The organism is Bacillus sp. FSL K6-2971, assembly GCF_038006405.1.
GTDB classification, from domain to species: domain Bacteria; phylum Bacillota; class Bacilli; order Bacillales; family Bacillaceae; genus Bacillus; species Bacillus pumilus.
In genome coordinates, this window is sequence record NZ_JBBOVD010000001.1 from 2,244,318 (window position 1) to 2,268,989 (window position 24,672).

The window sequence follows — 24,672 nt, forward strand, 5'->3', positions numbered from 1 at the left end:
CCTATAAAAATTCCGAGATATCCAAGACATCTTTTTTGTTAGTGTTGTATTGTGCTGGTTCATCAATAGAATAGGAGGTCTGATCAACTAAATTATTATCAATAATCGCCTCTCTACGATTCATCACAGTTTCTTTATTTGAAGCAGCGCCAATTGAATCGTTAATGTTATTTATAACAATTGCAAACACATAGGAAAACTCATTCCACTTTGTAGCGAAAACCATGTTACTTATAGTTTCGTTAATGTAAGTTTCATTTACCTCGTATGTATATAAAATGTCTCTAAAAGGCACTCCTTCTTTATATCTTTTAATTTTTTTCTTATTGAACACCACTGTTCCGTTTCTGAGGTCTTGGATTTTCTCCATCATTCGGCCATCCAACGTATCGATCTTGTGCAATTCCTTAAGATATGTAAACAATTCGTCTAATTCTTTTAATTCTTTTTCTTTAAAAGCCTCATTCTTCTTATATTCTTCATCACATTTTATATGGACGTATTTTCTCGCCATCTTCTCGGAACCGTTTTTGTTAAACTTACCCGTAGGTTTTGAATAACACTTCATTTGCATATGGTCATTTTTCAAACCACAGAATCTACATTTATAGCCTTTCATACAGTCACCTCTTGTACATTGAAGAGGGGATTAACCCCTCTTAGTTTAAAAATGATTTAACAATTTCAAGAGCTTTGTTCAAATCTTCAACAGTTTTAAGTTGCTTATAGTTACCTTCACCAAAGACCTCTTTAAACTTCTCTGACAGCTCAAATTTCTTATCACGTTCAATATCTGAAACAAGAGAATTAATTTCTTCAAGAACTTCATTAGGATCGGGTTCATTTACTTTATCTACAAACTCTTTCACCTTATCTTCCCTTACTTGACCCTCTTCATTTTTAAGTTCAGAGATAGTTTTTGTAGTTTTCTTAAGTTGTCCCTTTACAGCATTTTCAAAGACATCTAGGAAGTTTTGAACACCATAAGGAACTTTCTCAGGAAGATCTGTAAACCTCCCACCACCAATTCCAATGTAACTGGAGGGTAGAAAATACATATATGCTTCTGTCGAGTGATACTTAGCTGCTTGTTCTTTCCCACCTTTATTCTTTAAATTTTCCTCGAGTTCATTACCAAGCTTATCCATCACTGTTACTTCATTATGTAACGTAACAATTAAATCGGCTTGAGACTCAAAGATATCCGCTCCTGTTTTACTCATCTTCAATTCAATAGAGTTATATTTAAGATCATCTCTGGTCGTTGTTTCTTTTTCTTTAGTCCACGCCAACCAAATGATACCGTACCCTGCATTTTTCAATAAATCTACCTGTTTCCACACTTCTTGCTTTAATAGCATGTAACCATTAGTACCTTTAATAGTCTCAGCAACTTCTTGAAGAGTTTTCATTTTCTTTCCGTACTTCTTATTTAATTCATCTAAGATGTAATCTGTAGCCATGTCCATCAATCTGTCAGCTGTATCAATACCTAGAACCTTAGTAACACGCCCATTTTTAGCTTCTTCAAGTAAACCTTTTACTACTTCGCCCTTAAAAAATTTCCAGTCATAATCATGCATAGGAATTACAGAATCTAATTCCCATGTATTGTAGCCTGGCTCAAAAGCTAATAACAGACCAGCCTCCTTTTGCTCTGGATAAAAAGTTTCAATTAGCTCTTTCCACAATCGGGTTTTACCAGATTTATAACCTCCGACAAACCCAATCATGTAAGATTGCAAATCAACTTTAGGTACAATGTTCTTAACCTTTTTTCTAAAACTCATATAAATATCTACCTCTCTATATATGTAATTTTTATTTTATTTAATATGTATATAAATTAAAATGGGAGTTCATCGTCCGAAACTGAAACATTAGAGAAAGGATCTTGTTGATCTGACTCTCCTGTGATCTCTTCTTCAGTAAGCAATTCTTTTACGTATGTCCCTGCAAAAACATTTAGAATTTCTAAACCTTTTTTTGTCCCAGACGAAACTTGTTCATAGGATTTCACTTTTTCAGCAACATCAGCAAATGGATTATCTTCTTCTGGTTCTTCCACCTCGACTGTAGCAAATTCTGCTCTGTTGTTATCGATGCCATGTACTACAAGAAAATCCAATCTGTTTAAGTTAGCAAAGGCCTCAGCAATTGATCTTTTTCCTTCCTCTGGTTCTTTATGAAATACAGTTAATTCAACATCATACACTTCACTTCTTTCTTTACCGTAACCAAGAAATGCAGCATTCACTTTCGTATCTTTAGAATCTTCAGGTTGATAAACACTCTTAATACCGATTTGCATTTCAAATTCATTGATTTCATTAAAATTCTCTGATTTGAAGTCTCTGATATATGGAATGTACTCATATGAACCATCTTCTTTGTTAATTCTAATTGTACTTTCAACATTATTAATGACTTTAATTCGATCAGATTCACTTACGTTTTCGTTATATGTAGCTTTTGCTCTTTTACCTTCTTCCCCATTACTTAATTTGGTAATAAAGATATCTCCACCTTCTGGCGAAAGCCAACCTACATTGATTTTAATGACTTCTTCTTTAGCTTTCCCATAACCAAGCAATGTCCCATTTTCTTCTGAATCATAAACCCTGTATTCATCGCCTAATTTGACATTATTGATTTCAACTTGGCCATTCTTTAATGGATAAACTTGTTTAATTGTTCTTTTTACTACATTTACAGTTTCGCCTTCATCATTCTTAAACGAACTGAATTCATATACCCCTCTTACATCAACCCACATACCAGGTTTAATAAGTCCAGCTAGTTCATCACACAAGTCCCAATCAGTTGCAATTACTTTATAAGATTCGTCTGGAAATTTTGTTTTATCGAATCTGTGTTCCCATTCTAGTTTAAAAGACTTTTTATGTTTAGAACTGTAAGGATAAACAAAAGCTTGTTCCATTCCAGCAAGCTCGACCTTAAGCTCATTTCTATGGGCTGTTTCTACAATAAACTGAACTACCTTACGATCTTTGCCTGTTTTTGTTTGCGTTAATTCAGAAATCGCTGCTTCCACCCAGCTATCTGTCGCATCATCCTTTTTCATAACAGGTTTTACTTTTCCTACAAATCTGAAAAAGTTGTTAAATTCTTTTCCTTCATGATTTTTATTGATTTTAATATCGCTTTTCTTTTTTGCCATATGTATAATTAATCCCCTTTATATTTGTTATTTGTTTTTCAATTGCTTTTCAATTGCTTGAAACACACTATCTTCTAAACGTTTTTCAATTCTAAGTTTATGAGGTAGATTAATAATGTCTACAATCTTCCCCAATCGAACTTTAATCATTAGATTTCCATAAAGATAAACCCTACCTAATAATCCTTGCTTGATTATTCTTTCTGGCTCTCTTTCCTTTAAACAAATGATATGTCGATTAAGTTTCATTTGAATTTTCTCATCCGATAATTTGTGATTGCCTTTTACAGTATGCCTATATGTATCCACTGCTTTCTTTTTCACTTTCAATAGCTTCATATATTCACCTCCTCGTTACTGTAACTCTATAATATATGTAATTTGTATTTTAGTCAATGACTTTTATGTGTTATTTTTAAATTAAAATGACAGTTTTATTTAGAATGGAAAAGAACGGCTATAGACCGCTCTCTCCCTGTTAATTTTGTTTAGACGTTTTTGAAATAAGATAATTAATCAATGTTATTACCAAGTAAAACAATGTTCCATAAAACACACCATTAAACAAGCTTACACCAATGAATTTGCTTATTAGCACCACGTAATAAGATGCTGGCGTTCCTGGGAACACCGCCATGTTAAAAAGACAAATCATTAGTGTTAAAACAAAAAATGTTGCAAACACCGTACGAAACAATTTTGATTTTAACATTGCCATTTTAATTTCCCCTATAATCGAATTCTGTAAAATGAAACTTTCCCTTTGTAATCACAGTTGGTGCTTGAAAAATTTTCATTGGCGGTGTTTCATTTTCTTATGCCTAGCTCTAACAAACCAAATTGACCCTACAAAAAAAGCCATACCAAGCAGATTTAAAATGAATCTCATAATAAATGTAGAACCTTCAACTTCTGTGCTCAATAGAACTGATCCGATCAGCACCCCAATTAGACCAATTAGATAGTAAAAAAACAAACAATCATCCCCCGCTTAAATTCAGTTTAAATAGTCATCTATATATTACCAACAAAACCAACATATGTTATCATTATAACGTCAAATCAAACAAGGGGGAATAGTAAATTGAAAAAGTTAGTGCTTGTTTTCTTAGGGTTAATGTTGTTTTCAACAGTACCGCTTCAAACAGTAGCTGCAGCTAATCAGACAACAAACGAAATCAAGGATTCACACCAAATTGAGATTGAAGGTAAGTTGCATACTTTCACTTCTGTTATTAAGGACGGTGTACAAACTGTCTCAATTGATGATGGTGAAAATGTAGGCGTTGTATCTTACAACAGCAATGAAGACGAACTTCGAATTAACAATAAATTAGTGGATAAAGAAACGATTGAACAAATAAAAAGCGGTATTGGAGAAGATTTAAGTATCGATAGTGATTCACAATTTGATACCCTCTCCAATAAAAGCTACAATTGGAAACACGTGAAGTCTTACAAAAACGAAATAAATATCACTACCACAGTTATTTTCCTTGTCACTGGAGCTATTCTCATGCTACCAACTGGAACTGGTGCAGTTGCTGGTGCGATTTTTACAGCTAAAGCAATTGCTGTTATTGTATCTGCGGTAATTTCTTCATCAGGCTCTACTGGGCAGAAAAAGTTTTACTACACTGTAAATACATACTACAGCCCTAAAAATGGATACTGGAACAATAAATTTATTCTTACTGTTTACAAAGATAAAAAACGTAAGAAGAAATTGACTAAAGTAACGCACCAAACTCGTTTAGGCAAGAAATATTAATTTGATGGTTTACCTGTTTCTGATTCTATAACCTTTTCAATGATCTCTTTAGTGACTCTAAACCTATTATGATTGTTTCTTATAACATAATCATAATAGGTTTTATTTTTCATCTCTTCAGAGTATGTACTCAATCTTTGTTCAACTTTATCTAATGTATCTCCCCTTTGGATCATTTGTTTATAAGCCTGATCGTAAGGAGTGTACAAAAACAAGGTGACAAAATTAGGATAGAACTTTTTTATCTGCTGCATTCCATGATAATCAACAATGACAAAAGCATCCCCTATACCCATCTTATTTTCAAATTCTTCTTGATCAATTCCATAGTAGTTGCCACTATATTCAACTTGTTCGATTAACTTACCTTGTTCCTTTAACTCCTCGAATTTTTTTAGACTAATAAATTTATAGTCTAGGCCATCAACTTCTCCTTGTCTTGGTTTCCTGGTAGTAAATGATACGACTTCATTCTTCATGATGTGACGCATCAAACTCGTTTTACCGCTGCCGCTATGACCTGATTACACAATGAGTTTATTCATTTCTTGCTGTAACCTCACTCCAATTCCACATGTCTAAAGTTCTCATATCGAAGTTAGCAGGGTATTTCTTCATCTCTAGCCAAACTTTAAAACGTTTACCCGAATTCTTATGTACAACGCTTAATTCTTCCCTGTTGAAGAATCTGACAATGGCTTGATTGAATTCAATTGGTCGTTCAACCACATATCCATGCTTAAAAGCAGCAATAAAGCTTTCTGGCTTTTCTTTATAGAAATTGTAAATCACATCAGCAAACTCAGGGTTCTTATCTTTCATTACATCAAATTGAACCAACCCCAAATAGAGATGTTTATCTGAATAGCCAAGATTTTTCTTAAAATATTCAACTGCCTCGTGAATCTCTGGACTTAAAACAACTGTCATACAATCACCTCTATATTTTATTTTTAATTTAAAACGAATGTTTTATCGTATTTCATTAAGCTACCTCTTTGACTGAGTTATAGCCAAATGCAATTTGAAAGCCAAAAAACGTTGCAAAAATCTCAGATTTATATCCTTGATGTGTAATATCATTTTCATATCCATTCATGTAGTGTTGCATTAACTCTCTATTAATACCTATAGCAGCTGACCAAGTTCCCAATCTTGGATATCTTTCAAAATCTATAAACCATCCCTTTTTTGGGCAAAATTCTTTTTTTAGTTTAGTCATTCGCTCTCACCCGCTCTCGAATCGTCAATAATTACGAGGTCAGCATCTTCTGTATAATCGAAATCTCCTCCGATGTATTTGTATTTACCGTCCTCGATTTCTCCAACCGTTTCTTCATACGTATCCATACTGAATGCAGTTCTCCCTTTTACAACATCGCCCACACGCACTTCTGTCGGCTGTGGCACGTTTAGATACTCCGACGGCACTGGAAGCCCTAACGCACGTCTTAACGCAATAGCCTTGCCGATGTGTGCGTTGAAGCAGTCGGTAGGGGCGCACTTGGCGATTCCTCTATCGCGAATATAGCCTTCTGCAAACGATTTGCGTAAAGCAACTACGGTTCTTTTTTCGGCATTTACGATAAAGTCGTGGTAGTAGCCGAGGTCTGTTGCGTACAGAGCCTCTATATCAACCTTCGCTCTCGCAACGATCACATCCCGTTTCTGCTGATCGGATTTCTCATACGTACCATGCGTCGCTTCAATATCCGCATCAAAACGACCCTGATCGTATCCTAGCTTATATGAGCGTGTTCTTAGCGCCTTCATTACGGATTCGCTTAGCGCAACTAATTCGTCATAGTCCATTTCGTCTAGGTTCGGGGCTGGCGTGTGTTCACCGATGATGACTTCGTATTCGTGGTGCTGCGATATCATCCCGCAATCCAACTCTACGCCAGTAGTACCGCTGTTGGTCACCGTAAATACACCACCGTTTTGATAATCTGATAACTCGTAATCAGCATTGGTAATCAAAATGCGTTCGCCTACTTCCGCCTTACGTTTCTCCGTTTTATATTTAGTATCAGTCAATTCAATTCCCCCTCAATAGATTTGCTTTCTTTTTAATTTGATAGCCTTTTCCATTCCACGATGCTCAATATTGCTTAGAATTTGTTTCAATTTTTCATTTTCGACTCTCAATAATCTGTTATCTGTTTGTAATTTGTTAATTAATGCTTCTTTATTCAACATGTATCCCTCCTAATAAAGTTCAGGTGAATTAGACTTAACCTCTCTGTAACCCAAACCTTTTAAATGCTCTTCCCAAACTTTAAATATTTTGTCTATTTCAGGTTTTATTTCCTGCAGTTTTCTCCATGTCTCAAGATTTCTATTAATTTCTTTCTGACTAGATTTAATTCCACCTTCATGATTTTTAATTAATTGTGTAAGCATATCTATGTATTCTTTCTTTTTAAATGGATGTACCAGCAAGGTGGAACATTGAATTGCTATGTACTTAAATGGATTCTTAATGAATCGATTGTTATCTTTTAAAAGTCCAAATAAGGGACTTCTTAAAACTTCTGTGTATCGTTTAATAGAATCTTCAGACTCTCCAATTCTATCTCTAATATCTTGATCCATTCTCTTGTAGTGCTTTTCTGAAGTCCATTCAACAGTTCGTCCGTATGTTTTTGATTCCCAATTTACTCTCAGGATACTCCCTTTCTCAGTTATAATTGACAAAGGATTTAAGTTAGCTGTCGAAATTTTGACAATACATCCATCGTATATGTTTCCCACATAGTCATTAAGAAGCTGCAAAACTCGCTGTCTAATATCTATTGAAAACTTACTCTTTGCTTCCTTGTCTAAAACATTAAATAAATTCTTTTGGGCAATGGTCAGACTTGCTAAGTATGTATGTAGATTACTTAAAACATTATCTTTTTCTTGAAGAATGATTGAGTACGCATTGAACAAGTAATCTAGATCAGCTTGTTTATTTAATGTGGCCTGTTTTAATTCGCTTAACATTAAATTCCTCACTTTCGTTAAAAGGTTGTTTTTATTTGAAGTTATGTATGTTGTAATTGTTATTTACTCGTCTGAAGCTCAATATCTGGGATAATATTTTCTGGTCTGAACAAAATTTTGTAATGAAACGGGTCTTCTTTATTAGCCTCAAGTTGTTCAGCAAAAAAGCTCACATTATCACTTAAACCAAGATAGTGCTTTTTGTATTCGTCTTTTCCTATTTTGCACGTTACAGTCATTCTTAGATCACTGTCATCGTTTCCAAGAGCGCAAAGCCCTTCTACAGTGAGTAAGTATTTGTCTGTGATCCCATTAAAGAAAACGATTCTTCTCTGAACCTCAAATGAGTCAGACGATTTAGAAATGTTTTGTGATACTGTATCAGCCTCACTACATCCAGCCATAATGACCATAATCCCAACAAATAATGCTAACAATTTCTTTTTCATCTTCATTCCCCTTCCACTTTCAATCTAATACCTGCCGTTAAAGCATCCTGGTAAACAAGGCTTGCACTTAATGCATGATGATTTCTGGCATCTGTACTGCTACTCCATCCATCATAATTCCCAGCCATTGCTTCATATTTTTGTGAGATATGATAGTCATATCGTTTTTGAAAAGTTTGCTCTTTTTCTTTATCCTTCTGAATCACTTTTAAATATTTCCCTATAGGTTCCATGTCCACTTTCCTTTGGTACACTCGCTCAGACCACCTTGCCTTATTAATATTTAGACTCATTCCATTGCCTCCTTTCTAATCTCCAAACTTCCCCAATCAAATTCTTGTAGTATCTCCCACAATTTAGCGACTTTCGCAGCTCTCCATGCTGTCATTGCGTAAGTGTGCGCTTCACTAGTGTAATGATGACTGTTCGCCTTAATATGTTTTTTGGCTTCTTCTTTTGTGATAAAGAATGTGCTGTCTTTTTTTATATGTACTTTTTTCTCAAGAAAGAGTTCTGCTCCTTCATCTTCGTATTTTTGTATCCATTCTAAAATTTCATTATAGTCATTATTACATTCATCCAATTCCTTTAATTGCTCATCACTGAATTCACTGTCTTCTTTTGCACTTTCGATGTAATCTTCAACAGGATAAGATTCTGCTGCATTAGGTAAGTACACAGAATATCGCTCAGCGTTTCCTTCATTTGCTTCAACCCACTCATAGTCACCTACAACCCAAAAACGTGGTGCAGCCTGACAATCAACATCCTGTGTGTTTAATTCTTGTTGAAGTTCTTTTAAAAATTGAATAGCTTCGTTCATATCGTTTCCTCCAGTAGATCAGGATTTTTATAAATGTTGCCGATGACTGAATATCTTTTTACAGAAGGATCGCTTTCGCTTTTCAACCAGCTTAATGCATTCATTTCGCAGTCAATCCACGGTAACAAATCAAATGCAGGATAATTGTCATCAGCTCTGAATTTGACTTCTCCAATATAGTAAGGGTGATCTGAAAAGGCTTCGTCGTAAGTGATTAAGATGAAATCCCCTTCATAAATTTCATTTCCCTCTGAATCTTTCAATCCAGTAAACAAGTTCCGTGCAATCAATTCGTAATCGGTCTCATTGAAGCAGGGCGACAGCTTTTGTGCCGAACGCTCTTCTAGTTGCCTGATTGAGTAGCTTCTGATCTCGATGTTTCCTGAAAAGCGATGTTTGAAAATGTATCTAATAACAATATCCATCAGGCTTGCTCCTTTGCTAGTTGTTCATTGGGTAATACCGACAGGTCATAACCTGATTCAATAAAACTAATGCTCAATTCTCTATTAACATCATTTCCTAAGTGAGTATAAACATTGTCCATTTCTTCTTTAGAGAAGTTAGTCCCTAAAAATTCGTTGAATATTTGAAGCACCCTCTTTTGCCAGTAGTGACCTACTCCTTTGCAACTTGGTCGAGATAGCCAAGCTAAAACCTTACATTTTAAATCAAGGTCTGTTTTAACATCCTCTAATCTAAAATAAATATTTTTGGTTGGAACTAAGATCAACTCATTATTGTGATTAATAAATACTTTAGGCGATACTTTCTCAGTGATTTCTATGAGCCTATTTAATTCAGTTTTTACGCTCGTCATTTTGCTTTCTCCCATTCTCTGAAACTGTATGAATAATCAACAGTTTTAATAAATCCGATTTCCTTCGCCTTTTGACGTATCTTTTCACATCCCGCACGACTGTAAGCCCATATTTCTTTATAGTCCCTAAGGTGACCACATTTACCAGTGATGATAAACTCCCTCATACTGTTGACCAGTTGCCACATGTTACCACCGTGTGAAAATCCCTCTACTCTTCGTCCTCGTTCATATGGATAAACATATTCTCCTGTATAACCGTCAATGAAGAATAGCTTGGTTTTAAATCTAAATGAGGCAACCCGATCTTTTGATTTGCAATAAAAAGTCCTCCTATCAGTGCTTGCTATGAGCTTGATAAGCTCGTTAATATCATTCATACGCTTGATTTGTTCCTTGCTGGCCATTCATTTCCTCCTTTTTTAAGATAAAAAATTACTTTTATTTAAATTCACAATTTAATTCCAAGACACTGCACCGCCGCATGATAAATGTACGTGCTCCCAATCTCCCCAAAGACCTTCTACTAAATCAACCTCATAATCAACTTCATCATTTTTGATTACTTTATTACATTTATTGCAGAAGCAATTAAACATTACACTTCATCCTTTTCAATTAATTAGATATTTCTTGCGTTTATGTATTCCTTCCACTCTTCCTCTGGGACTTCTCTAACCACATAACATTTAGTAGCTTCAACAGTCCCATCTTCTGCTTTTAAAAAATCCTCTTCTTTAACATGGACTTCAATTAGAACTTTATTTTCATGACCAAAATATGAAGAACACTTTATTGCATTTTTTTCGTTGAAAAATAATTTCCCGCTAGAATCCCAACGATCAATAGGTAGAGCTTTTTTCGCCTTTGCAAAATCACCAATTCGATATTCAAATGTATTATCAAAGAAACTAACCAGCTTATTTCCTTGTCTCTCAACAAATTTATAAAATTTATTACTGTCGAAGAATTCTTCGGTATCTAATTTTGCCTCATCTTCAATTTCACGATTTAACACGTTCAGTAAACCATCAGGTGAAATTTTATAGTTTTCTCCGTTGATAACCAATGTTTTCACAGGGCTTTTATTGATATCATGTAATAGATCATCTAAGTCATCAAATTCTTTGTTAACTGGTAATTTAAAATAGTCTTCGTCTAAAGACAGATTAGCAATTTTTTCAACCGCTTCGGATAATAGCAATTCTTCAGAATCATCCTCAAACAATTTGTCATAATTAATTCCATACATCCCGCCCATTTGTTCTTTCAGTTCTTCATATGTATTAATTTTAAGATCCATACAGGTTAGAATAATTCGAATAAACTCTGGTTTAGATATCGTATATCCTTTCCCATTGTATTTTTGAACTCTAAGAAGCGAAACTATAGGGAATGCAGTGCTTCCATTAAACACGAGTAGCCGCTGTGAATTATGCTTCATAAAGTCCTCATGCAAAACAAATTTCTCAGTACTAAAATCAAAAGCACCCATGCATACTGTAAAATCGAATGTTTTGAAAATATCTTCTGGCGACTCAAAAAATTTAAAGTGAATCATTTGAATTTGTCTGTGGTCTTTTAAAAATAAAGTTGCTTTGGAAGTATGTGTTGTAACATAAATATTGTCTTCCCAGCATTCTGCTAAAAACCCACAAGCAAGCTTATCACTTTTGAAATACACGTCTAAATCATTAAATTCTTTGTTGTTAAACAGGCTAGTAATAGTTCCTCCAGCAATAATGGCACCGTACTTTTTAAATGTTTCGACTAACTCTTCTCCAAGATATGCATACAATTTGTTCTTTTCAAATGTAAAATTCATCTGTTTCCCCTTTTTAAATGTATTTAAAGTCTCTGTTTTACCCTAACTTATCGAACTTCCTTTTTAATCCGCCAAATCTCATCAACTTCTGATTATTTGTAATTTGTAGATTCAATTCATTGATTTCTTCTTGAATCATCGGTCTCCAATACTTGATGTATCTTATAATTCCACCTGTAATGAATGATACGTTCATTGTTACGCAAATGAATTCCTTATTCACGAATTCACCATTTCCATAACTCCTGGATAAAAGATAAATGAACAGATTTGCTATGATAAGCCCCACGAAAGGCTGCTTTAAAACTCCTGCCTTAATCAGATACTTTAAGTCTCTGGTCAAAACCCTCAAACAAACACACCTTCTATATATGTATTATTTTTTAATTAATCCACCATGATCTTCTTCTATATGTACAACCCACTGCTCATACAACTCGTCGTACCATGCATCACTAATCGCTGTATAAATTCCAATCCCTTCTTCATGTAGCATTTTAAATACTTGGCCACAGTTTAATTCACTAAAAGGTTGTTGTATCCATACGCCTTCAACATAAACATGAACTTGTTCTGTTCCTATTACGGACATTGCGTCACCGCCTATCTTTTTGATTTTCTCTTGTCAACCTTGTACAATGTTCAAAACTCCTAAAGGATGATGAACATGTGTGGCAGATTTACTTTATTCTCTGAATTTGATGACATTATTAAGCATTTCAGTATTGATGAGTTCTTGCCCGAAGATGAATATCAACCGAGCTATAATATTGCTCCATCTCAAAATATCCTGACAGTTATCAACGATGGATCAAATAACCGTCTTGGCAAACTAAGATGGGGTCTTATCCCTCCTTGGGCTAAAGACAAAAAGATTGGTTATAAAATGATTAATGCCCGCTCTGAAACATTAACCGAAAAACCTAGTTTTCGAAAACCACTCATAAACAAACGTTGTATCATACCAGCTGACAGTTTTTATGAATGGAAACGCCTCGATCCAAAGACTAAAATTCCTATGCGGATTAAGCTTAAATCATCTAACCTTTTTGCTTTTGCAGGGTTATATGAAAAATGGAACATGCAAGATGGCAATACGTTATTCACTTGCACAATCATTACGACAAAGCCCAATGAGCTTATGGAAGATATTCATGATCGTATGCCAGTAATCCTGACTCAGGGAAGTGAAAAAGAATGGCTCAACCCTAAAAATTCCGACACTGATTATCTAAAGAGTTTGCTAAAGCCTTATGCTACTCATGACATGGAGGCATACCAGGTTTCATCCTTAGTAAACTCGCCTAAAAACAATTCACCAGAGCTCATACAATCCCATTAAGTACCACTGTTCTTTCGCTTTATATATCACCTTCACTTCGTTATTATGTAATAGGTAGGAGGTGATATTTTGTTTGTATCGCCAATGTTGTTGCATTCAATTAGAGAACCATTCGATGATGATAGGTACATTACAGAGCTTAAATTTGATGGGATAAGGCTTATCCTTTCCAAGTTTAAAGATCAGATAAAGCTTTATACTCGGCACAATAATGAAGTTACAAATAAGTTTCCTGAGCTTTTAGATTTAGATATCCCAAATGGAACAGTTCTTGATGGTGAAGTAATTGTAGCTGCCCCAGACGGCGCTCCTAATTTTGATGCTGTGATGGAACGTTTTTTGTCCAATAAAACTGCTCATAATATTGTTTACTGTGTTTTTGATGTTATCTATAAAAACGGTATGTCAATAGCAACTAAGACACTCACTGAACGAAAGACAGTACTAAACTTGCTTGAACTAAATCATCCGAATATATGCATTGTCGGAGGAATTCCTGGTAACGGCCTTACTTATTTCAATTTGGCCAAAGAAAAGAAATTAGAAGGGATCGTACTCAAGAAAGCTGACTCCCCTTATCAAATCAATAAACGTTCTCATAATTGGCTTAAAGTGATTAATTATGATTACACTGAAGTTCTTATTACTGGCTACACCAAAAAGGATATAAAGTTTCTTCTAACCTATCCTGATGGAACTGCAGCTGGGTTTATGGAATTCATGCCACCTGTAGAACGTAATAGATTCCACGCTATGAAACAAGTAAAGTCTGAATCTGACGATTATGTATTTATTGATCCTATTATATGTAAAGTTAAGCACAGATTTAAGACTAAGCACGGCAAACTCCGCATACCTTCCTTCGAATCCTGGAGAGTATAATCTCTCCGTTACATAACTCCTAAAAACTATCTTTTATTTAAAATACTGTACTACTCCATTACTCTCAAAAGAAATTGGCTCTGGAGGCGGAGTTAATCCCAATAAATCGTATGATTTTTGTTGCATTTTTTCAAATGCCATTGAAAGATTTTTCGATTTCATCAATTTTTCATGCAACTGTTCTCCTATTTGTTCTAATATTTTCATTGATTCATTTTTGGTTATGTCCATTTTGGGTATCAGTAAGTCCATAACTAATGCCCCCGTTGTTACCTCAGACACCTTTAAAACATCATCTATCGGGGTCACGCAAAAACTATATTCTCCAACAAATATTTCATGACCAACTGCTTGTTTCCAATGCCTTTTGAAATTTAAACTGAACCGTTTCAGCTTAGGATCAACTGTAATTTTCATCTTATATCTCCTTTCTGTTTAAAATCACGATTTCATCTAAACTGTTAAACCTGCTTGTCGATTATTCATCATGATTTTAATCAATTTGTTGTTTCTCATTTCTTCTTTCTCTTTCAGAATTGCTTCTTCATTAGCTGCCAGCTTCATTTTCAATTTAACGTTTTCTTTAATCAATTTCTTCATATTGTTCATATGTATTACCTCCCTCAAGATGTGTGTTATTTATATTCAAACAATGTACCTTCATCTGTCTTTGGAACTTTAGTACATTGATTTGAATTTGTTTTATGTCCAACATGAATATTTTCCTTATCCTCATCAAGAACTTCATATTCTTTATCCTTTATGAAATATAAAGTATATGGATACTCTGCAAGAGCAATGTCTTTTTTAAAAATTACCTTGTCCACTTCTTTCACCATCCTTCTTATATTGTTTATAGGCTACATACGACTTCCAACTGCAGTTCTCAAATATGTTTATGTCTGCTTTATGGTGCACCTTATACCAGATAAGATTAAACTTCGCTGTTTTATATACAAAATATATGTAATTTATCATTTTTTCACCTTAATTACTCATCCCACTCAGAATCATCAAACGGTTCTAGATCAACCTTACTTTCCCATCCTTCAACAAAAATTGTTTCATTGTCTCTATGCTTCAATAGGAAATCCGCTAATCCTTCTGGAGTTCTAATCATTGTTTCTTCATCGATCATATCTAAAACAATCTCTCTGACCATTAAATTTGATACAACTGTCTTCATATTGCCTCTCCCCAATTCCTTTGAAATAATCCTTTTATTGACTTTAATCTAAATCTATTAATGCTTTAGGCACATTCAGGAAAAGCCATTCTAAGGCATCCTTTTTCCGTTCAAACTTCAAATGGTTTCCCTGCTGATTGTCTAAGAAGTCTGATTCTTGATAGTTTAATTCATCAAACCACTGCAATGTAACGACTGAATACTTGGGTTTATTGGAAGTGTAAATCTTATAATAAACCTCATTGACTTCTTTCATTTCTTCCTTCATTCGTTCAAAATTACTTTTCACAGCACTCACCCCCTAGCTAGGTGTATAGTAAATGTCTAATTGAAAATCATATTGCGGATACAGTCTCCATATTTCATGGCCTAAATATCTATTCTGAGCATAGTACAAGCAGTTTGATGTACCGCTCTTGCTACCATCATAAATCGCTACAATACTTCCACTGTGATCCACCATGTACTCGTTTCTTCGACTAAGCTTTTCAATTGAGTATTCTCCAGTTGGAACTGTATTGTCTTTGTAATTTTTAATTTCATCTACTTTGATTACTTCATCTGCTTTATCAAGCATCTTTCTATACCAGACCTGTTGTTCCGCAGACCACTTCTTATCTTGATTTTCAAATGGCGCCGCAACAATATTTTTGATATTAGGATACTTCTCTTTCATAATATGTACACACCAGAACGCAGCAGTATCAGCGCCTAAAGCACCGCCTGTGATAAATCGATCGCTTTCATTTTCTTCAATCAATTTTTCAATCACTTCTAGAAGCTTTTCTTTTAACTTCAGCATTGTTGGATTCTTCATATCATATCCGCCTAATTTTTGTGGACGATGACCTGTGAAGCACACTGTTTTATGTCTTATTTTTTCACTTTCTTCAAAGGTGCGTTTTTCCTCTTCTCTTTCTTTCTCTTGCTGCTTAATCCACTCAGGATCAGACATTTGTTTAGATAATTTCTTGAAATCGATTGGCAATTCATCAACTCCATTCTTTTAAAACGGTCTTTTTATTTTATTTTAATATCGTACACGCTGCCAACGAATCATAATATTTAATTATCTTTGTATTAATTAATCTGTTGATTATGTTGCTTGGCAACGTGTAGAAGTTTCATTTTTAACAAACATTAATAGTTTTAGAATTTAGCATTGAGTTTTTCTATTTCTTTGTTGATTCCTTTTAAATTTTCAGTGACATCTTTTAAGGTTGCTTCTTTAGTCCAAACTAATCCCCCTATATAGTTCAAATCAAAATCATAGCTCCTACTATATTGATTACCATTGATATCATAGTAACTAAAATTACATGTAAACACAGGATATCCGGAATCATCTTTAATGTCTGAAATCTCAGCTGCGATACCCTTGATCTCCTGGGTTGGGGCGAAAGTTTTTATAGTCGTATCAAAAAGACCATTTTTAATTTTGCACATATGACTTTTGTGGAAATTGCCACTCTTCTCTTCTAAACTGGCGGTGATATTAGTCGCAACTCCATTTCCGATATTCTTCATTTTAAAATCTAATCTAAACTCATTTAGCTCAAAATAGATTATTATTTCAGGTTCTTTCTTACTCTCATATTCTTTTTTAGCTAGTTGTGAAGCTTCTAAGCTAGCCTTTGAAGATTTTTTTGAATAAAATGCTATAAATATAGTTAATATAAACATCCCTAAATTTCCTGTGTTAGAAATGATCCAATTTAATACATCTAAGAATATGCCCATTATAAAATCCCTTCCTTTTCATTGTTTAAGATTAAGTAGGACGTTTTGCTTTTAATTATATTATTGGTTAATTTTAATTAGACAGATTTTGGTTATGTATATTGGATAGTATACTATAGCCTTCTACTTTCTCACCATGAAATAGATTTGGATTTTTACTGTTAATCTAATTCCCTCATAACGTCTCTTTGTTTAATATAGCTCTTAAAGCACTCCCAATCACGCTCAATTCCTTTAATATTTCCTGCAATAAAATTCTCAGCTTTTTCTCCATCCACCATTTTGTTTACAGAAAGCTGATACATCAAATCAATTTTATTGATCCTTTCCAAAAAACTCCGAGTATAATCTTTAGCTGTATTTAAACGTCCTTGACTTAATCCGTGTTTAGTCACCATTATTAATTACTCTCCTATTCTAATTTAATATGAAATGCATCTTTTATTTAACGTTTTCGGCATATTTCTCAAAGAACTCTTCAATCGTTCTCAGGTATTTATATTTACTAGCATCCTCAGGATCCTCATATCTCTTTGTTAAGACAAGCTGCCAATTGAACTTAGTGGTGAAAATCTAGCCCATTTTTTAAAGCTAAGATGAAGTTTCATCCACTCTCTTCCTGCTAATTCAGCAAGCTCTAAAATCATATCCTCTTTCTGATTGACATCATCTTCAAAAATTACATAGATTTCATCCATTGGCTCATGTCCAAAACAGCAGTGACGAGTTTTCAAACCCAGCTTAAAATTTAAAATGTCTATTAAGTTAATTAGTTGTTTGTCGATACGGTCGTATGGAATATTGTTTTCCAGAAACTTCTCTCTAATATTCATGGTGTCACACTCTCAAGTTCATCCATTGCTTTGTTGGCCAACTCATCTGCCTTTTCATTCCCTGCATCTCCACTATGTCCTTTTACTTTTAAGAATGTGACTGACGCTTGATTCTTAACAAGCTCGTTTAATTCCATCCAGAGTTCCTTATTTTCAACTGGTTTCTTGTTTGATTTACGCCAATTGTTTTTAATCCAATTCTTCACCCAGCTGTTCATACCATTTACAACGTATGCAGAGTCTGCATAAACCTCAATATGTATGTTATTTGTCTTTATGTGTTTTAAAGCTTCAATTACGCCTGTAAGCTCCATCACGTTGTTTGTTGTGTTTAGCTTGCCGCCTTTCAATTCAACTTCTTTCCCTTTATATGATAAGACTGCTCCCCAGCCTCCAACATTTGTTTCGTTTTGGTTCCCTCTACAACCGCCATCAGTGTATACAATTACTTTTTCCATAGCTCTCTCCTCCTTAATAATGTTCAACAATTACTTTCCCCTTATTTATAAAGAACTGATTACCGTTATCTAAATGAATCCAGAACGCCTTCTCTGGCTCTTCACGATAGTCATAGATAGAATATATCTTAGCTCCCATGAAGCCCTCTACACTATCTCCAATGGAATATGAGACATCTTCATCAATAAATCTAATTGACTTAATCAATGTATCCCTACTTTCAGCTTCGCCATTTGCAATATTAAACATCTCAGTTATCATTTCTTCAGAATGAATGTAATTTGTATTTTTAATTTCGAAAAAATATTCCTTTACGATATAGCATTCACCTCCTAGAGTCTAAATAAAACTTACATTTTATATTCTTTAGTTGCTGCCTCATATATGTAGAGCAATTCATATCCATACTCAATTATTGAGTGAATATCTCCAATAGCTTCAGTCTTACCTTCTTTCAAGTTTCTTTTGAAATTTGAAATGGAACTCTCAATCTTTTCTAACTTTGATTCTAATATTTCCAATCAGAACCCCTTTCTTTTTAATATATGTAATTTGTATTTTAATACTACGATAATCACCCTTTCCTTGTCAATAGATATTTGTTATTTATGTTTTATTTACATAAAAATAAGAGCATTTTTTGCTCTTATGACATTTTGAAAATTGTATCATTGATTTTATCCCTCAGCTGTATCAAGTCTGAGGGATTCATTGTTATCGCAATACTATTGTTTTTCCCTGAAAATATAAGCTCGAAGCAAAAATCCATATCCTTTAGCTTGTCTACTTGAATTTTTAGACTGATATCCTGATAGTCTTCTTTTTTAATAATGACATTTGCCATATTTAGCTATCTTCTTTCCAATCCGAAAGCATGTTGTCTGCATTCCGTGGTGTAGGATTTATGTTATTTTAGGTTTAATCTACTTCTTCAACATCTTCTAATAGTGTTATATCCAGACATCCAGATTCTAATTTTATTTCTCTATCACCGATTTTCAATACTATATCAGTTGTTAATTCAAAAGGTGTAATAAACAAATCCGCTTTTTTATACGCAGCCTCAGCATTTTCAACATCTTCAATATCTAAAAATGTATCAGCGCTTATAACGAAGCAGGTTCTAAACTTAGCCATACTCATTTCTCCCTATCTGATTAGTCTCCTGCAACATAAAAGGAACATGTGTTCTGTTTCTTGTTTTCATTATACATCTAAGCTCTAATATTAGCTACAGTATTTTTTTCTTTTTTTATTTCACTTTGATTGGTATGATATGTAATAGAGCTTGTACATTTTAACAACAAAACTGGAGGTTGTCCGATGTTAAATGTAGAGATCGGGCAATGTCATATTCCTAAGCTTCTAAAGGAAAAAAACTGGACACAGGCTGACTTGGCACGTGCCACTGGCCTGACACCACAAAGCATCTTTCAAATAATTAATCAACCTGTAGACATCCGCATTAAAACAGCAGCGAAGATCGCTATGGCTTTAGGATGCAAGATTGACGATTTATTTGAGTTTAGGATACGACATTGATTAACTGAGACCATTGTCTCAGTACACCTCCATTATCAGCGAATTCGCTGATAAGACTATACTACTATAAGCATAACAGGTTGTATACGCAATATTTTGTCTTTTTTTGTCGAATAGGGAAATTATTTAGAATTTTTCATAAAAAAGAGACAAATCATAAAGATTTGCCTTCTTTTTTAAGTTCATCTGCGTAATATTTTCTTATGGTTTCCTCATTCATGAATTCTCTTCGATCTGAGATGATTTTTTGATTTAAATCAGTTGTTTGGACTTTCCTATCCTCATATATTTCATTAAGAGCTTTTCTGTCCAACTCTTCCCCTTTTAATATTAGCTTATAGCCCTCATATAGAAGGCCTGACTTAACTATACCGATAGGTCTTAAAAATGAAAAACCAAAAATTTCTTTAAGGTTTCTAAAAGTAGAACTTACTACAGTTCTTGAAGCTTGTCCTTGCCCAATCGCATTAGTCAGTTTTGTTTTTATTACATATTCATTATCAACTAAACTTAATGATGGCTTTCTAAGCCCTGGTTTCCCATTCAATGGTCTATATTCTGTTTCAAGGTTTGCTTCAAGACAGTCTTGCAAGGTTGCTTTCTCTACTTTTATTGTTCTCTCACCATTTTTTGAATCATGTACAGTTAGCATATTATTATTATTTAACGCTTTCTCTATATCACTTCTTTTAAGACTAGTCATTTCACTTGCTTCGAAACCTAATATGCCTTCAAAAAGCAATCTAAACAACGCCCTATCTTGAGCATTAATTAATTCTGCACACATTTTCTCTAATTCGTTTTTGGTGATAAATAGTTTTAATGATGAATCTATACACGATAATAAATCATTTGTATTTATTAATCTTGCTAAGTTATTAGAACCCTTAGTAACACCGTTTGCAATTGACCAATCTATATAGGTTATCATCGTGTATAAGAATGTTTCTAATGAAGCTAGAGAAGTTGAATACATTGCTCTTAGTACATTTAGAATTTCTTCAGTAGTGAAATCAAATAAGTCTTTGTTTCTTATTTCCTCTTCTTTTTGAGAATGATTAAACAACAGTGAAATTTGCTTTTGTTGACTATCACCACTTAATGTATCTAAATAACTTTTCTTAAACTGTGAGTTATACCACAAAGCTAAACACCTTCTACTTCATTCAATTTGTATTGAAAATATTTAATAACATGGTTTTTACTGTGAGTTACTTCATTCTTTTTATTCAATAGTTTGTGTTTCGCTAGTTCTGGATTATTTCTGTCGAAGTTAAATCCTTTTTTTGTGATTATTTGTTGCGTCATTTTTGCACTAATCCCAGCAGTGTACATAAAATATGCTATTTCCATCAATCCAACTAAAATGTTTTTATTTATTACAATAGTTTTTTTGGTTTGTTCAAATTTGTCTCCTAGAAATTCTTCGTAATACAGCTCAGTTAATTCATCAAAGAATTCAACCAAAAAGACTCCAATTTTCCTTACAGCAATTTGGTCTTTCAGGAGCCCAGGAAATTTCGTAGCTTCGACTGCTTTGACCATATCATTTAAAGAGTATAAGTAATCTGATTGAGTTGCAATTACATCATGATCTAAACTTATTCTTTGTCCGATCACACTGTTATCTCTAATATGAGTAACAACTTTGTTCACAGGGTTTTCTTCATTCATTTCTTTGAGTTTGGACAGTCTTACAGGTGTCATGGTGTTATGCTGCCCAAACAGCTGTCTCGCAACTTTTTGAGTTACATTGTAAAAGTCTATTTTCATAAATTTATCATCAAAGCTGCCAGACCTTACTGCTTTAGAAATACCAACAATTCGATGATAACCATCAATTACATCAAGCAGAGTGCCCTTCATCACTGTTAAGCTTCTTTTAATGGGATCATAATCTACCTCAATCCCTTCGGAAGACGAACCAAATCTTGCATTAAATATTAAAGTTGAGCTTATTAAGGTGCCATAGATGGTTTTTTGTGAAATATCTTCTACCGCATCATGATTAAGCTCAGGGACAGGTATTTCCCCACCTAAAAACTCAAAATTTTTAGTCTTACTAGTTCTCTGAGTTCTAGGGTTGTATTGAAGCAAATGGTTTTCATACATCTTTGCTATTTCGCTTCTTTTAAGTAAGAATGTGAAGTTGTTGTCATCTACTTTAGTAACATCCTCAAATGTTATAGGAAAATTCAGCTCACTATCATTATTCTGTGAGAAACCTTCCCACGTCGTTTCAATTTCTTGTATTATTCTTTCTGGAAAATAATTTACTGGATTAATTTTTTCATCTTTAGTCACTTCGTATATGCCTGTAGCTAGAAGATATTTCTCTTCTTTCCGAAGCGCTTCTTGTCTCCCAAATCTAATAATGAGATTCATTGTTTCACCAGGTGAAATGCCTTTATGAGAAAGAATACTTTGCAGTCTTTCCCTGAAATTTTTGTCATGTTTATTTTTTTGCAATAGCATTTCTATTGTTTCGTTTAGTAAAGCGTCTTTTTCATCATCAAAAATAACTAGCTTATTCATATAGCACACCTCTTCTAAAACAAAAATAACAAACATATTATCTTAAATCAATTTATAGTCGCAAAATTAATCTAAATGTAAACTTACCTCACAAATTCTAGGAACTTTTGCATAGTTCCCCTATCTGACTTACGAAAAAAATTGACAAAATCCTCTTTTGTGGCACTTTCAATCAATGAAAAATCCAATTCTTTATCCATCAATATACCCGCAGAATTTTCAATATTGTCGTTTTTAGTTAAATATCTCAATGGAGTCTTAGGATCTTTATGATTCCCCTGAGCCATAGCAATTCGTATATCATTGCCAGACTCTTCATATGCTATATCTATCCCAACTCCCTTTAAAGAGTGAGGTTTAAGGTTTCTTGATACAGGTATTCCTAACCTACTCAGAGCTCTGTTGAACGATTCTCTATAAGATCTCGATGTCAATCCATTAAACACTAAATCATTATCCATGCTGTTTTGTTTTCTTAATTGATCCAATTCAATCAAAAAGTTCTTATGAAGGCCAGTAGAAACTACATATGAACCCTTGTTCAATGCCTCAACTTTATATAAATCACCGTCAACTAGCTTAATGTCCATCCATCTAACAGTAAGTGCATACTCAATCCTAAATGAAGTACGGATTAAAAATTTAGTAAGAAGTTTTTTCTTTAAACCGTTTTCCCGCTCTAGCAACATATTTTCAGCAATTCTTTCAGCTTCAGTTTGAGTAGTCTTACCATAGTTATTACTGACTTCTTTTAATTTCTTTGTTTGATCAAACTGGCTTAAATCTATATAGGAAGTATAAGCTTTAAATGACTTTAGGAATTTATACAATCCCTTAACAGAAACTAGCTTACGATTGATTGACGTGTTAGCTAAGCCTTCTTCTTTTAAATGTTTTCTGTAGTTGATCAAATCCATAGAATTTATTTCGATATCCTTTGGAGTTAAAAACTCTATTCCTACAGTCGGTTTAAAGTAATTAAAGAATTGTTTAATGTCACCATAATAATTAACTGCTGTATTAGTCTCAAACATGTGGTGTCTGCGCTGCGTTTTAGAAAAATTATTTAGATTACCAACTGAACCCTCATCATCAATCTTTTTTAGATATGTCATGACATCGTTATAAACAGTGTATTCCTTTAATGGAACTGCTTTAGTACTCATCTCTTCCCCTCCTTCACATTAATTCTTCAATTGTTGAATTGAGAACAATCGCTATTTTTGCCATTTCTATTAGCTTAGCCTCTTCAGGATTAGCTATAATTTGTTCTAGTCTTTTCACTGAAATACCTGATTCAGCACATACACTATTTATAGTTTTGTTCGATTGATCTATAATATTTAGTAAGTTATTAGGCACTGGCACATCTCCTTCGAATGCTTATGTATCTTAGATGCCCTGGCCATTGGTGGTAATTTTATGTAGTGATAAAGTATTCAAATTCATACTCAACAGATTTGCGAAGTTCATTTATGAATTCCATTCTCTTACGGTAGGCTGTGAGAAGATCTCCAGTGTAAGTGTTTGTCAATACGGTTTGATTAAAAGAAAACTCATCTATTTGTTTTAAATACTCAAATACAGCTTGTTTAACCTTATATAGTTCAACTGGTGAATTAATTGATAAACTTAGGCTGCGTAAATATGTAAGTTCTTCTTTTAAGCTGTTGATTATTTCGTATTGATACTCAATGTCCGCACAGCTTTTTTCTGGTGATGCAATCACTGGCCTTACCTCCTAACTATTCAATAATTTCATATATCCAGAAATCATCGATTTTCTAATTTGTTCTTTTTTGATTTCTTTATCTATGTTATTTTTGTTTTCTTGGTGATTAAACCATTCTCCCCCGAACTGATCTATCTTACGAGCATAAACAGTTTTATTAAAATTTATAACATTGTCTTTTCTAGCAGCTAACATAGTTCTCCTCCTAAATTACATATTTCCGTATGTCTTATTTATAGTTTAATGGATAAAAAACTATATGTAAAGCTTTTTTCACGACAAATAGCACATTTTTATAATGTGCTCTTCGTGTTACCACTTTTCAAAAAAAAGGTTTTTGTAATACCTAGAAGAAATAACAAAAAGACGTCAACTCGTTTGAGTTAAACGTCTAATTATGTAACGCAATCCTAACATTATTAACCAATAAAATCAACCTCCGTTACCAATTGCAGCTGTCTCAACTGGATGGTCTGCTTCTTGCTCATTAGCTCCCTGATGATTACCTGCGATAAAAGATAACACAATAACTAAACCAAATACGATCTTTTTCATTTCTTCACC

Annotated in this window: 42 protein-coding genes and 1 pseudogene; 4 read left to right on the top strand and 39 right to left on the bottom strand. The window is 33.7% G+C overall.

The genetic code is table 11. The annotated features are described in order from the left end of the window. Position 1 precedes the first annotated feature (1 nt). Genes MHI33_RS11730 through MHI33_RS11745 form a run of 4 tightly spaced genes read right to left on the bottom strand, consistent with a single transcriptional unit; the run spans position 2 to position 3,520 of the window. Entirely contained in the window at positions 2-619 is a 618-nt protein-coding gene (locus tag MHI33_RS11730; RefSeq protein ID WP_216927161.1) for a hypothetical protein, read from the bottom strand. Positions 620-659: 40 nt separating this feature from the next. Further along, entirely contained in the window at positions 660-1,790 is a 1,131-nt protein-coding gene (locus tag MHI33_RS11735; protein ID WP_216927163.1) for an AAA family ATPase, read from the bottom strand. Between the two features lie 56 nt (positions 1,791-1,846). Next, positions 1,847-3,181, bottom strand: a complete 1,335-nt coding sequence (locus MHI33_RS11740; protein ID WP_216927164.1) for a hypothetical protein — start codon at positions 3,179-3,181, stop codon at positions 1,847-1,849. 27 nt (positions 3,182-3,208) lie between these two features. After that, positions 3,209-3,520 (bottom strand): hypothetical protein, encoded by a 312-nt coding sequence (locus MHI33_RS11745; protein WP_216927165.1) that lies wholly within the window; start codon positions 3,518-3,520, stop codon positions 3,209-3,211. Between the two features lie 745 nt (positions 3,521-4,265). Here MHI33_RS11745 and MHI33_RS11750 point away from each other — a divergent pair. Further along, positions 4,266-4,952 carry a hypothetical protein gene (locus MHI33_RS11750; protein WP_340911425.1) on the top strand — a complete coding sequence of 229 codons (687 nt, stop codon included), beginning with the start codon at positions 4,266-4,268 and terminating at the stop codon, positions 4,950-4,952. Here MHI33_RS11750 and MHI33_RS11755 read toward each other — a convergent pair. From MHI33_RS11755 to MHI33_RS11820, 14 genes and pseudogenes are all read right to left on the bottom strand, one after another. Beyond that, positions 4,949-5,461: pseudogene (locus MHI33_RS11755) on the bottom strand (guanylate kinase); the annotation flags it as partial. The gene MHI33_RS11750 and the pseudogene MHI33_RS11755 sit on opposite strands and share 4 nt — an antisense overlap. A 28-nt stretch (positions 5,462-5,489) precedes the next feature. Beyond that, complete coding sequence (locus MHI33_RS11760) at positions 5,490-5,882, bottom strand: hypothetical protein (RefSeq protein ID WP_340911427.1); 393 nt, start codon at positions 5,880-5,882, stop codon at positions 5,490-5,492. Between the two features lie 55 nt (positions 5,883-5,937). Then, positions 5,938-6,174 carry a hypothetical protein gene (locus MHI33_RS11765; protein ID WP_216927172.1) on the bottom strand — a complete coding sequence of 79 codons (237 nt, stop codon included), beginning with the start codon at positions 6,172-6,174 and terminating at the stop codon, positions 5,938-5,940. Then, a complete protein-coding gene (locus tag MHI33_RS11770) occupies positions 6,171-6,989 on the bottom strand; it encodes a hypothetical protein (RefSeq protein WP_340911430.1) in 819 nt (272 codons plus the stop codon). Before MHI33_RS11770 ends, MHI33_RS11765 begins: the two co-directional genes overlap by 4 nt. Positions 6,990-7,001: 12 nt before the next feature. Continuing rightward, complete coding sequence (locus MHI33_RS11775) at positions 7,002-7,148, bottom strand: hypothetical protein (RefSeq protein ID WP_340911432.1); 147 nt, start codon at positions 7,146-7,148, stop codon at positions 7,002-7,004. Between the two features lie 12 nt (positions 7,149-7,160). Continuing rightward, on the bottom strand, positions 7,161-7,940 hold the full coding sequence (locus MHI33_RS11780; protein WP_340911435.1) for a hypothetical protein: 780 nt from the start codon (positions 7,938-7,940) through the stop codon (positions 7,161-7,163). 59 nt (positions 7,941-7,999) lie between these two features. Further along, a complete protein-coding gene (locus MHI33_RS11785) occupies positions 8,000-8,389 on the bottom strand; it encodes a beta-sandwich lipoprotein (protein WP_340911437.1) in 390 nt (129 codons plus the stop codon). A 2-nt stretch (positions 8,390-8,391) separates the two neighbouring features. After that, entirely contained in the window at positions 8,392-8,682 is a 291-nt protein-coding gene (locus tag MHI33_RS11790; RefSeq protein WP_333980463.1) for a hypothetical protein, read from the bottom strand. Beyond that, positions 8,679-9,212: a hypothetical protein gene (locus tag MHI33_RS11795; RefSeq protein WP_333980465.1), complete on the bottom strand. Its 534-nt coding sequence runs from the start codon at positions 9,210-9,212 to the stop codon at positions 8,679-8,681. Before MHI33_RS11795 ends, MHI33_RS11790 begins: the two co-directional genes overlap by 4 nt. Next, positions 9,209-9,637, bottom strand: a complete 429-nt coding sequence (locus tag MHI33_RS11800; protein WP_340911445.1) for a YopX family protein — start codon at positions 9,635-9,637, stop codon at positions 9,209-9,211. The genes MHI33_RS11795 and MHI33_RS11800 overlap by 4 nt, the downstream gene beginning before the upstream one ends. Then, on the bottom strand, positions 9,637-10,032 hold the full coding sequence (locus tag MHI33_RS11805) for a hypothetical protein (protein WP_340911448.1): 396 nt from the start codon (positions 10,030-10,032) through the stop codon (positions 9,637-9,639). Before MHI33_RS11805 ends, MHI33_RS11800 begins: the two co-directional genes overlap by 1 nt. Then, positions 10,029-10,439, bottom strand: coding sequence for a hypothetical protein (locus MHI33_RS11810; protein WP_340911450.1), 411 nt, complete (start codon positions 10,437-10,439; stop codon positions 10,029-10,031). Before MHI33_RS11810 ends, MHI33_RS11805 begins: the two co-directional genes overlap by 4 nt. A gap of 215 nt (positions 10,440-10,654) precedes the next feature. Beyond that, positions 10,655-11,857 (bottom strand): hypothetical protein, encoded by a 1,203-nt coding sequence (locus tag MHI33_RS11815; RefSeq protein WP_340911452.1) that lies wholly within the window; start codon positions 11,855-11,857, stop codon positions 10,655-10,657. A gap of 376 nt (positions 11,858-12,233) precedes the next feature. Then, complete coding sequence (locus MHI33_RS11820) at positions 12,234-12,449, bottom strand: hypothetical protein (RefSeq protein WP_340911455.1); 216 nt, start codon at positions 12,447-12,449, stop codon at positions 12,234-12,236. Positions 12,450-12,524: 75 nt separating this feature from the next. Between MHI33_RS11820 and MHI33_RS11825 the strand changes: the two genes are divergently transcribed. Next, positions 12,525-13,199 carry an SOS response-associated peptidase gene (locus tag MHI33_RS11825; protein WP_340911457.1) on the top strand — a complete coding sequence of 225 codons (675 nt, stop codon included), beginning with the start codon at positions 12,525-12,527 and terminating at the stop codon, positions 13,197-13,199. A gap of 69 nt (positions 13,200-13,268) precedes the next feature. Then, positions 13,269-14,081 (top strand): ATP-dependent DNA ligase, encoded by an 813-nt coding sequence (locus tag MHI33_RS11830; protein WP_340911459.1) that lies wholly within the window; start codon positions 13,269-13,271, stop codon positions 14,079-14,081. Positions 14,082-14,114: 33 nt separating this feature from the next. On the opposite strand, the gene MHI33_RS11835 is transcribed toward MHI33_RS11830, so the two are convergent. From MHI33_RS11835 to MHI33_RS11900, 14 genes are all read right to left on the bottom strand, one after another. Further along, a complete protein-coding gene (locus MHI33_RS11835) occupies positions 14,115-14,498 on the bottom strand; it encodes a hypothetical protein (RefSeq protein WP_340911462.1) in 384 nt (127 codons plus the stop codon). 36 nt (positions 14,499-14,534) lie between these two features. Further along, on the bottom strand, positions 14,535-14,690 hold the full coding sequence (locus tag MHI33_RS11840; RefSeq protein WP_161792796.1) for a hypothetical protein: 156 nt from the start codon (positions 14,688-14,690) through the stop codon (positions 14,535-14,537). Between the two features lie 26 nt (positions 14,691-14,716). Beyond that, complete coding sequence (locus MHI33_RS11845; protein WP_340911463.1) at positions 14,717-14,908, bottom strand: hypothetical protein; 192 nt, start codon at positions 14,906-14,908, stop codon at positions 14,717-14,719. A 164-nt stretch (positions 14,909-15,072) separates the two neighbouring features. After that, entirely contained in the window at positions 15,073-15,267 is a 195-nt protein-coding gene (locus MHI33_RS11850) for a hypothetical protein (protein ID WP_216927199.1), read from the bottom strand. A 43-nt stretch (positions 15,268-15,310) separates the two neighbouring features. Continuing rightward, complete coding sequence (locus MHI33_RS11855; RefSeq protein ID WP_340911466.1) at positions 15,311-15,556, bottom strand: hypothetical protein; 246 nt, start codon at positions 15,554-15,556, stop codon at positions 15,311-15,313. Positions 15,557-15,568: 12 nt separating this feature from the next. Beyond that, positions 15,569-16,255, bottom strand: a complete 687-nt coding sequence (locus tag MHI33_RS11860; RefSeq protein WP_340911468.1) for an SLOG family protein — start codon at positions 16,253-16,255, stop codon at positions 15,569-15,571. Between the two features lie 161 nt (positions 16,256-16,416). Next, positions 16,417-17,007 carry a hypothetical protein gene (locus tag MHI33_RS11865; protein ID WP_340911470.1) on the bottom strand — a complete coding sequence of 197 codons (591 nt, stop codon included), beginning with the start codon at positions 17,005-17,007 and terminating at the stop codon, positions 16,417-16,419. A 161-nt stretch (positions 17,008-17,168) separates the two neighbouring features. Then, positions 17,169-17,405: a hypothetical protein gene (locus MHI33_RS11870; protein WP_340911472.1), complete on the bottom strand. Its 237-nt coding sequence runs from the start codon at positions 17,403-17,405 to the stop codon at positions 17,169-17,171. 138 nt (positions 17,406-17,543) lie between these two features. Next, a complete protein-coding gene (locus MHI33_RS11875; RefSeq protein ID WP_235355617.1) occupies positions 17,544-17,840 on the bottom strand; it encodes a hypothetical protein in 297 nt (98 codons plus the stop codon). Beyond that, the gene (gene rnhA / locus MHI33_RS11880; RefSeq protein ID WP_044141739.1) at positions 17,837-18,298 is read right to left on the bottom strand and encodes a ribonuclease HI; all 462 of its coding nucleotides are present in this window, start codon (positions 18,296-18,298) and stop codon (positions 17,837-17,839) included. Before rnhA ends, MHI33_RS11875 begins: the two co-directional genes overlap by 4 nt. Positions 18,299-18,311: 13 nt before the next feature. Continuing rightward, the gene (locus tag MHI33_RS11885; RefSeq protein ID WP_106037427.1) at positions 18,312-18,548 is read right to left on the bottom strand and encodes a hypothetical protein; all 237 of its coding nucleotides are present in this window, start codon (positions 18,546-18,548) and stop codon (positions 18,312-18,314) included. Positions 18,549-18,649: 101 nt separating this feature from the next. Beyond that, positions 18,650-18,820, bottom strand: a complete 171-nt coding sequence (locus MHI33_RS11890) for a hypothetical protein (protein WP_161792798.1) — start codon at positions 18,818-18,820, stop codon at positions 18,650-18,652. Between the two features lie 125 nt (positions 18,821-18,945). Next, complete coding sequence (locus tag MHI33_RS11895) at positions 18,946-19,143, bottom strand: hypothetical protein (RefSeq protein WP_044141740.1); 198 nt, start codon at positions 19,141-19,143, stop codon at positions 18,946-18,948. Positions 19,144-19,217: 74 nt separating this feature from the next. Further along, a complete protein-coding gene (locus tag MHI33_RS11900; RefSeq protein WP_044141741.1) occupies positions 19,218-19,436 on the bottom strand; it encodes a hypothetical protein in 219 nt (72 codons plus the stop codon). A gap of 186 nt (positions 19,437-19,622) precedes the next feature. Here MHI33_RS11900 and MHI33_RS11905 point away from each other — a divergent pair, with 186 nt between their 5' ends. Then, positions 19,623-19,841 carry a helix-turn-helix domain-containing protein gene (locus MHI33_RS11905; protein WP_044141742.1) on the top strand — a complete coding sequence of 73 codons (219 nt, stop codon included), beginning with the start codon at positions 19,623-19,625 and terminating at the stop codon, positions 19,839-19,841. 154 nt (positions 19,842-19,995) lie between these two features. Here the strand turns inward: MHI33_RS11905 and MHI33_RS11910 are convergent, their stop codons facing one another. The 7 genes from MHI33_RS11910 to MHI33_RS11940 all read right to left on the bottom strand — a co-directional run bounded on the left by MHI33_RS11910 (position 19,996) and on the right by MHI33_RS11940 (position 24,663). Beyond that, a complete protein-coding gene (locus MHI33_RS11910; RefSeq protein WP_044141743.1) occupies positions 19,996-20,985 on the bottom strand; it encodes a phage lytic cycle repressor MrpR family protein in 990 nt (329 codons plus the stop codon). A 2-nt stretch (positions 20,986-20,987) separates the two neighbouring features. Further along, positions 20,988-22,376: a DNA sulfur modification protein DndB gene (locus MHI33_RS11915; RefSeq protein WP_052465541.1), complete on the bottom strand. Its 1,389-nt coding sequence runs from the start codon at positions 22,374-22,376 to the stop codon at positions 20,988-20,990. 83 nt (positions 22,377-22,459) lie between these two features. After that, the gene (locus tag MHI33_RS11920) at positions 22,460-23,542 is read right to left on the bottom strand and encodes a tyrosine-type recombinase/integrase (protein WP_044141744.1); all 1,083 of its coding nucleotides are present in this window, start codon (positions 23,540-23,542) and stop codon (positions 22,460-22,462) included. Positions 23,543-23,555: 13 nt separating this feature from the next. Then, positions 23,556-23,738, bottom strand: a complete 183-nt coding sequence (locus MHI33_RS11925) for a helix-turn-helix domain-containing protein (RefSeq protein ID WP_044141745.1) — start codon at positions 23,736-23,738, stop codon at positions 23,556-23,558. Positions 23,739-23,796: 58 nt separating this feature from the next. After that, positions 23,797-24,105 (bottom strand): hypothetical protein, encoded by a 309-nt coding sequence (locus tag MHI33_RS11930; RefSeq protein ID WP_044141746.1) that lies wholly within the window; start codon positions 24,103-24,105, stop codon positions 23,797-23,799. A 12-nt stretch (positions 24,106-24,117) separates the two neighbouring features. After that, positions 24,118-24,303 carry a hypothetical protein gene (locus MHI33_RS11935; protein ID WP_044141747.1) on the bottom strand — a complete coding sequence of 62 codons (186 nt, stop codon included), beginning with the start codon at positions 24,301-24,303 and terminating at the stop codon, positions 24,118-24,120. A gap of 237 nt (positions 24,304-24,540) precedes the next feature. Continuing rightward, on the bottom strand, positions 24,541-24,663 hold the full coding sequence (locus tag MHI33_RS11940) for a hypothetical protein (RefSeq protein ID WP_268746351.1): 123 nt from the start codon (positions 24,661-24,663) through the stop codon (positions 24,541-24,543). Between the last annotated feature and the right edge of the window lie 9 nt (positions 24,664-24,672).

What these genes read in the sequence shown, in the direction of transcription:
- MHI33_RS11730 (WP_216927161.1), bottom strand. Translation starts at nt 619, where the DNA reads ATGAAAGGCTATAAATGTAGATTCTGTGGTTTGAAAAATGACCATATG.
- MHI33_RS11735 (WP_216927163.1), bottom strand. Translation starts at nt 1,790, where the DNA reads ATGAGTTTTAGAAAAAAGGTTAAGAACATTGTACCTAAAGTTGATTTG.
- MHI33_RS11740 (WP_216927164.1), bottom strand. Translation starts at nt 3,181, where the DNA reads ATGGCAAAAAAGAAAAGCGATATTAAAATCAATAAAAATCATGAAGGA.
- MHI33_RS11745 (WP_216927165.1), bottom strand. Translation starts at nt 3,520, where the DNA reads ATGAAGCTATTGAAAGTGAAAAAGAAAGCAGTGGATACATATAGGCAT.
- MHI33_RS11760 (WP_340911427.1), bottom strand. Translation starts at nt 5,882, where the DNA reads ATGACAGTTGTTTTAAGTCCAGAGATTCACGAGGCAGTTGAATATTTT.
- MHI33_RS11765 (WP_216927172.1), bottom strand. Translation starts at nt 6,174, where the DNA reads ATGACTAAACTAAAAAAAGAATTTTGCCCAAAAAAGGGATGGTTTATA.
- MHI33_RS11780 (WP_340911435.1), bottom strand. Translation starts at nt 7,940, where the DNA reads ATGTTAAGCGAATTAAAACAGGCCACATTAAATAAACAAGCTGATCTA.
- MHI33_RS11785 (WP_340911437.1), bottom strand. Translation starts at nt 8,389, where the DNA reads ATGAAAAAGAAATTGTTAGCATTATTTGTTGGGATTATGGTCATTATG.
- MHI33_RS11790 (WP_333980463.1), bottom strand. Translation starts at nt 8,682, where the DNA reads ATGAGTCTAAATATTAATAAGGCAAGGTGGTCTGAGCGAGTGTACCAA.
- MHI33_RS11795 (WP_333980465.1), bottom strand. Translation starts at nt 9,212, where the DNA reads ATGAACGAAGCTATTCAATTTTTAAAAGAACTTCAACAAGAATTAAAC.
- MHI33_RS11800 (WP_340911445.1), bottom strand. Translation starts at nt 9,637, where the DNA reads ATGGATATTGTTATTAGATACATTTTCAAACATCGCTTTTCAGGAAAC.
- MHI33_RS11805 (WP_340911448.1), bottom strand. Translation starts at nt 10,032, where the DNA reads ATGACGAGCGTAAAAACTGAATTAAATAGGCTCATAGAAATCACTGAG.
- MHI33_RS11810 (WP_340911450.1), bottom strand. Translation starts at nt 10,439, where the DNA reads ATGGCCAGCAAGGAACAAATCAAGCGTATGAATGATATTAACGAGCTT.
- MHI33_RS11815 (WP_340911452.1), bottom strand. Translation starts at nt 11,857, where the DNA reads ATGAATTTTACATTTGAAAAGAACAAATTGTATGCATATCTTGGAGAA.
- MHI33_RS11820 (WP_340911455.1), bottom strand. Translation starts at nt 12,449, where the DNA reads ATGTCCGTAATAGGAACAGAACAAGTTCATGTTTATGTTGAAGGCGTA.
- MHI33_RS11825 (WP_340911457.1), top strand. Translation starts at nt 12,525, where the DNA reads ATGTGTGGCAGATTTACTTTATTCTCTGAATTTGATGACATTATTAAG.
- MHI33_RS11835 (WP_340911462.1), bottom strand. Translation starts at nt 14,498, where the DNA reads ATGAAAATTACAGTTGATCCTAAGCTGAAACGGTTCAGTTTAAATTTC.
- MHI33_RS11840 (WP_161792796.1), bottom strand. Translation starts at nt 14,690, where the DNA reads ATGAACAATATGAAGAAATTGATTAAAGAAAACGTTAAATTGAAAATG.
- MHI33_RS11850 (WP_216927199.1), bottom strand. Translation starts at nt 15,267, where the DNA reads ATGAAGACAGTTGTATCAAATTTAATGGTCAGAGAGATTGTTTTAGAT.
- MHI33_RS11865 (WP_340911470.1), bottom strand. Translation starts at nt 17,007, where the DNA reads ATGGGCATATTCTTAGATGTATTAAATTGGATCATTTCTAACACAGGA.
- MHI33_RS11870 (WP_340911472.1), bottom strand. Translation starts at nt 17,405, where the DNA reads ATGGTGACTAAACACGGATTAAGTCAAGGACGTTTAAATACAGCTAAA.
- MHI33_RS11875 (WP_235355617.1), bottom strand. Translation starts at nt 17,840, where the DNA reads ATGAATATTAGAGAGAAGTTTCTGGAAAACAATATTCCATACGACCGT.
- rnhA (WP_044141739.1), bottom strand. Translation starts at nt 18,298, where the DNA reads ATGGAAAAAGTAATTGTATACACTGATGGCGGTTGTAGAGGGAACCAA.
- MHI33_RS11885 (WP_106037427.1), bottom strand. Translation starts at nt 18,548, where the DNA reads ATGTTTAATATTGCAAATGGCGAAGCTGAAAGTAGGGATACATTGATT.
- MHI33_RS11895 (WP_044141740.1), bottom strand. Translation starts at nt 19,143, where the DNA reads ATGGCAAATGTCATTATTAAAAAAGAAGACTATCAGGATATCAGTCTA.
- MHI33_RS11900 (WP_044141741.1), bottom strand. Translation starts at nt 19,436, where the DNA reads ATGGCTAAGTTTAGAACCTGCTTCGTTATAAGCGCTGATACATTTTTA.
- MHI33_RS11905 (WP_044141742.1), top strand. Translation starts at nt 19,623, where the DNA reads ATGTTAAATGTAGAGATCGGGCAATGTCATATTCCTAAGCTTCTAAAG.
- MHI33_RS11915 (WP_052465541.1), bottom strand. Translation starts at nt 22,376, where the DNA reads ATGAATAAGCTAGTTATTTTTGATGATGAAAAAGACGCTTTACTAAAC.
- MHI33_RS11920 (WP_044141744.1), bottom strand. Translation starts at nt 23,542, where the DNA reads ATGAGTACTAAAGCAGTTCCATTAAAGGAATACACTGTTTATAACGAT.
- MHI33_RS11935 (WP_044141747.1), bottom strand. Translation starts at nt 24,303, where the DNA reads ATGTTAGCTGCTAGAAAAGACAATGTTATAAATTTTAATAAAACTGTT.
- MHI33_RS11940 (WP_268746351.1), bottom strand. Translation starts at nt 24,663, where the DNA reads ATGAAAAAGATCGTATTTGGTTTAGTTATTGTGTTATCTTTTATCGCA.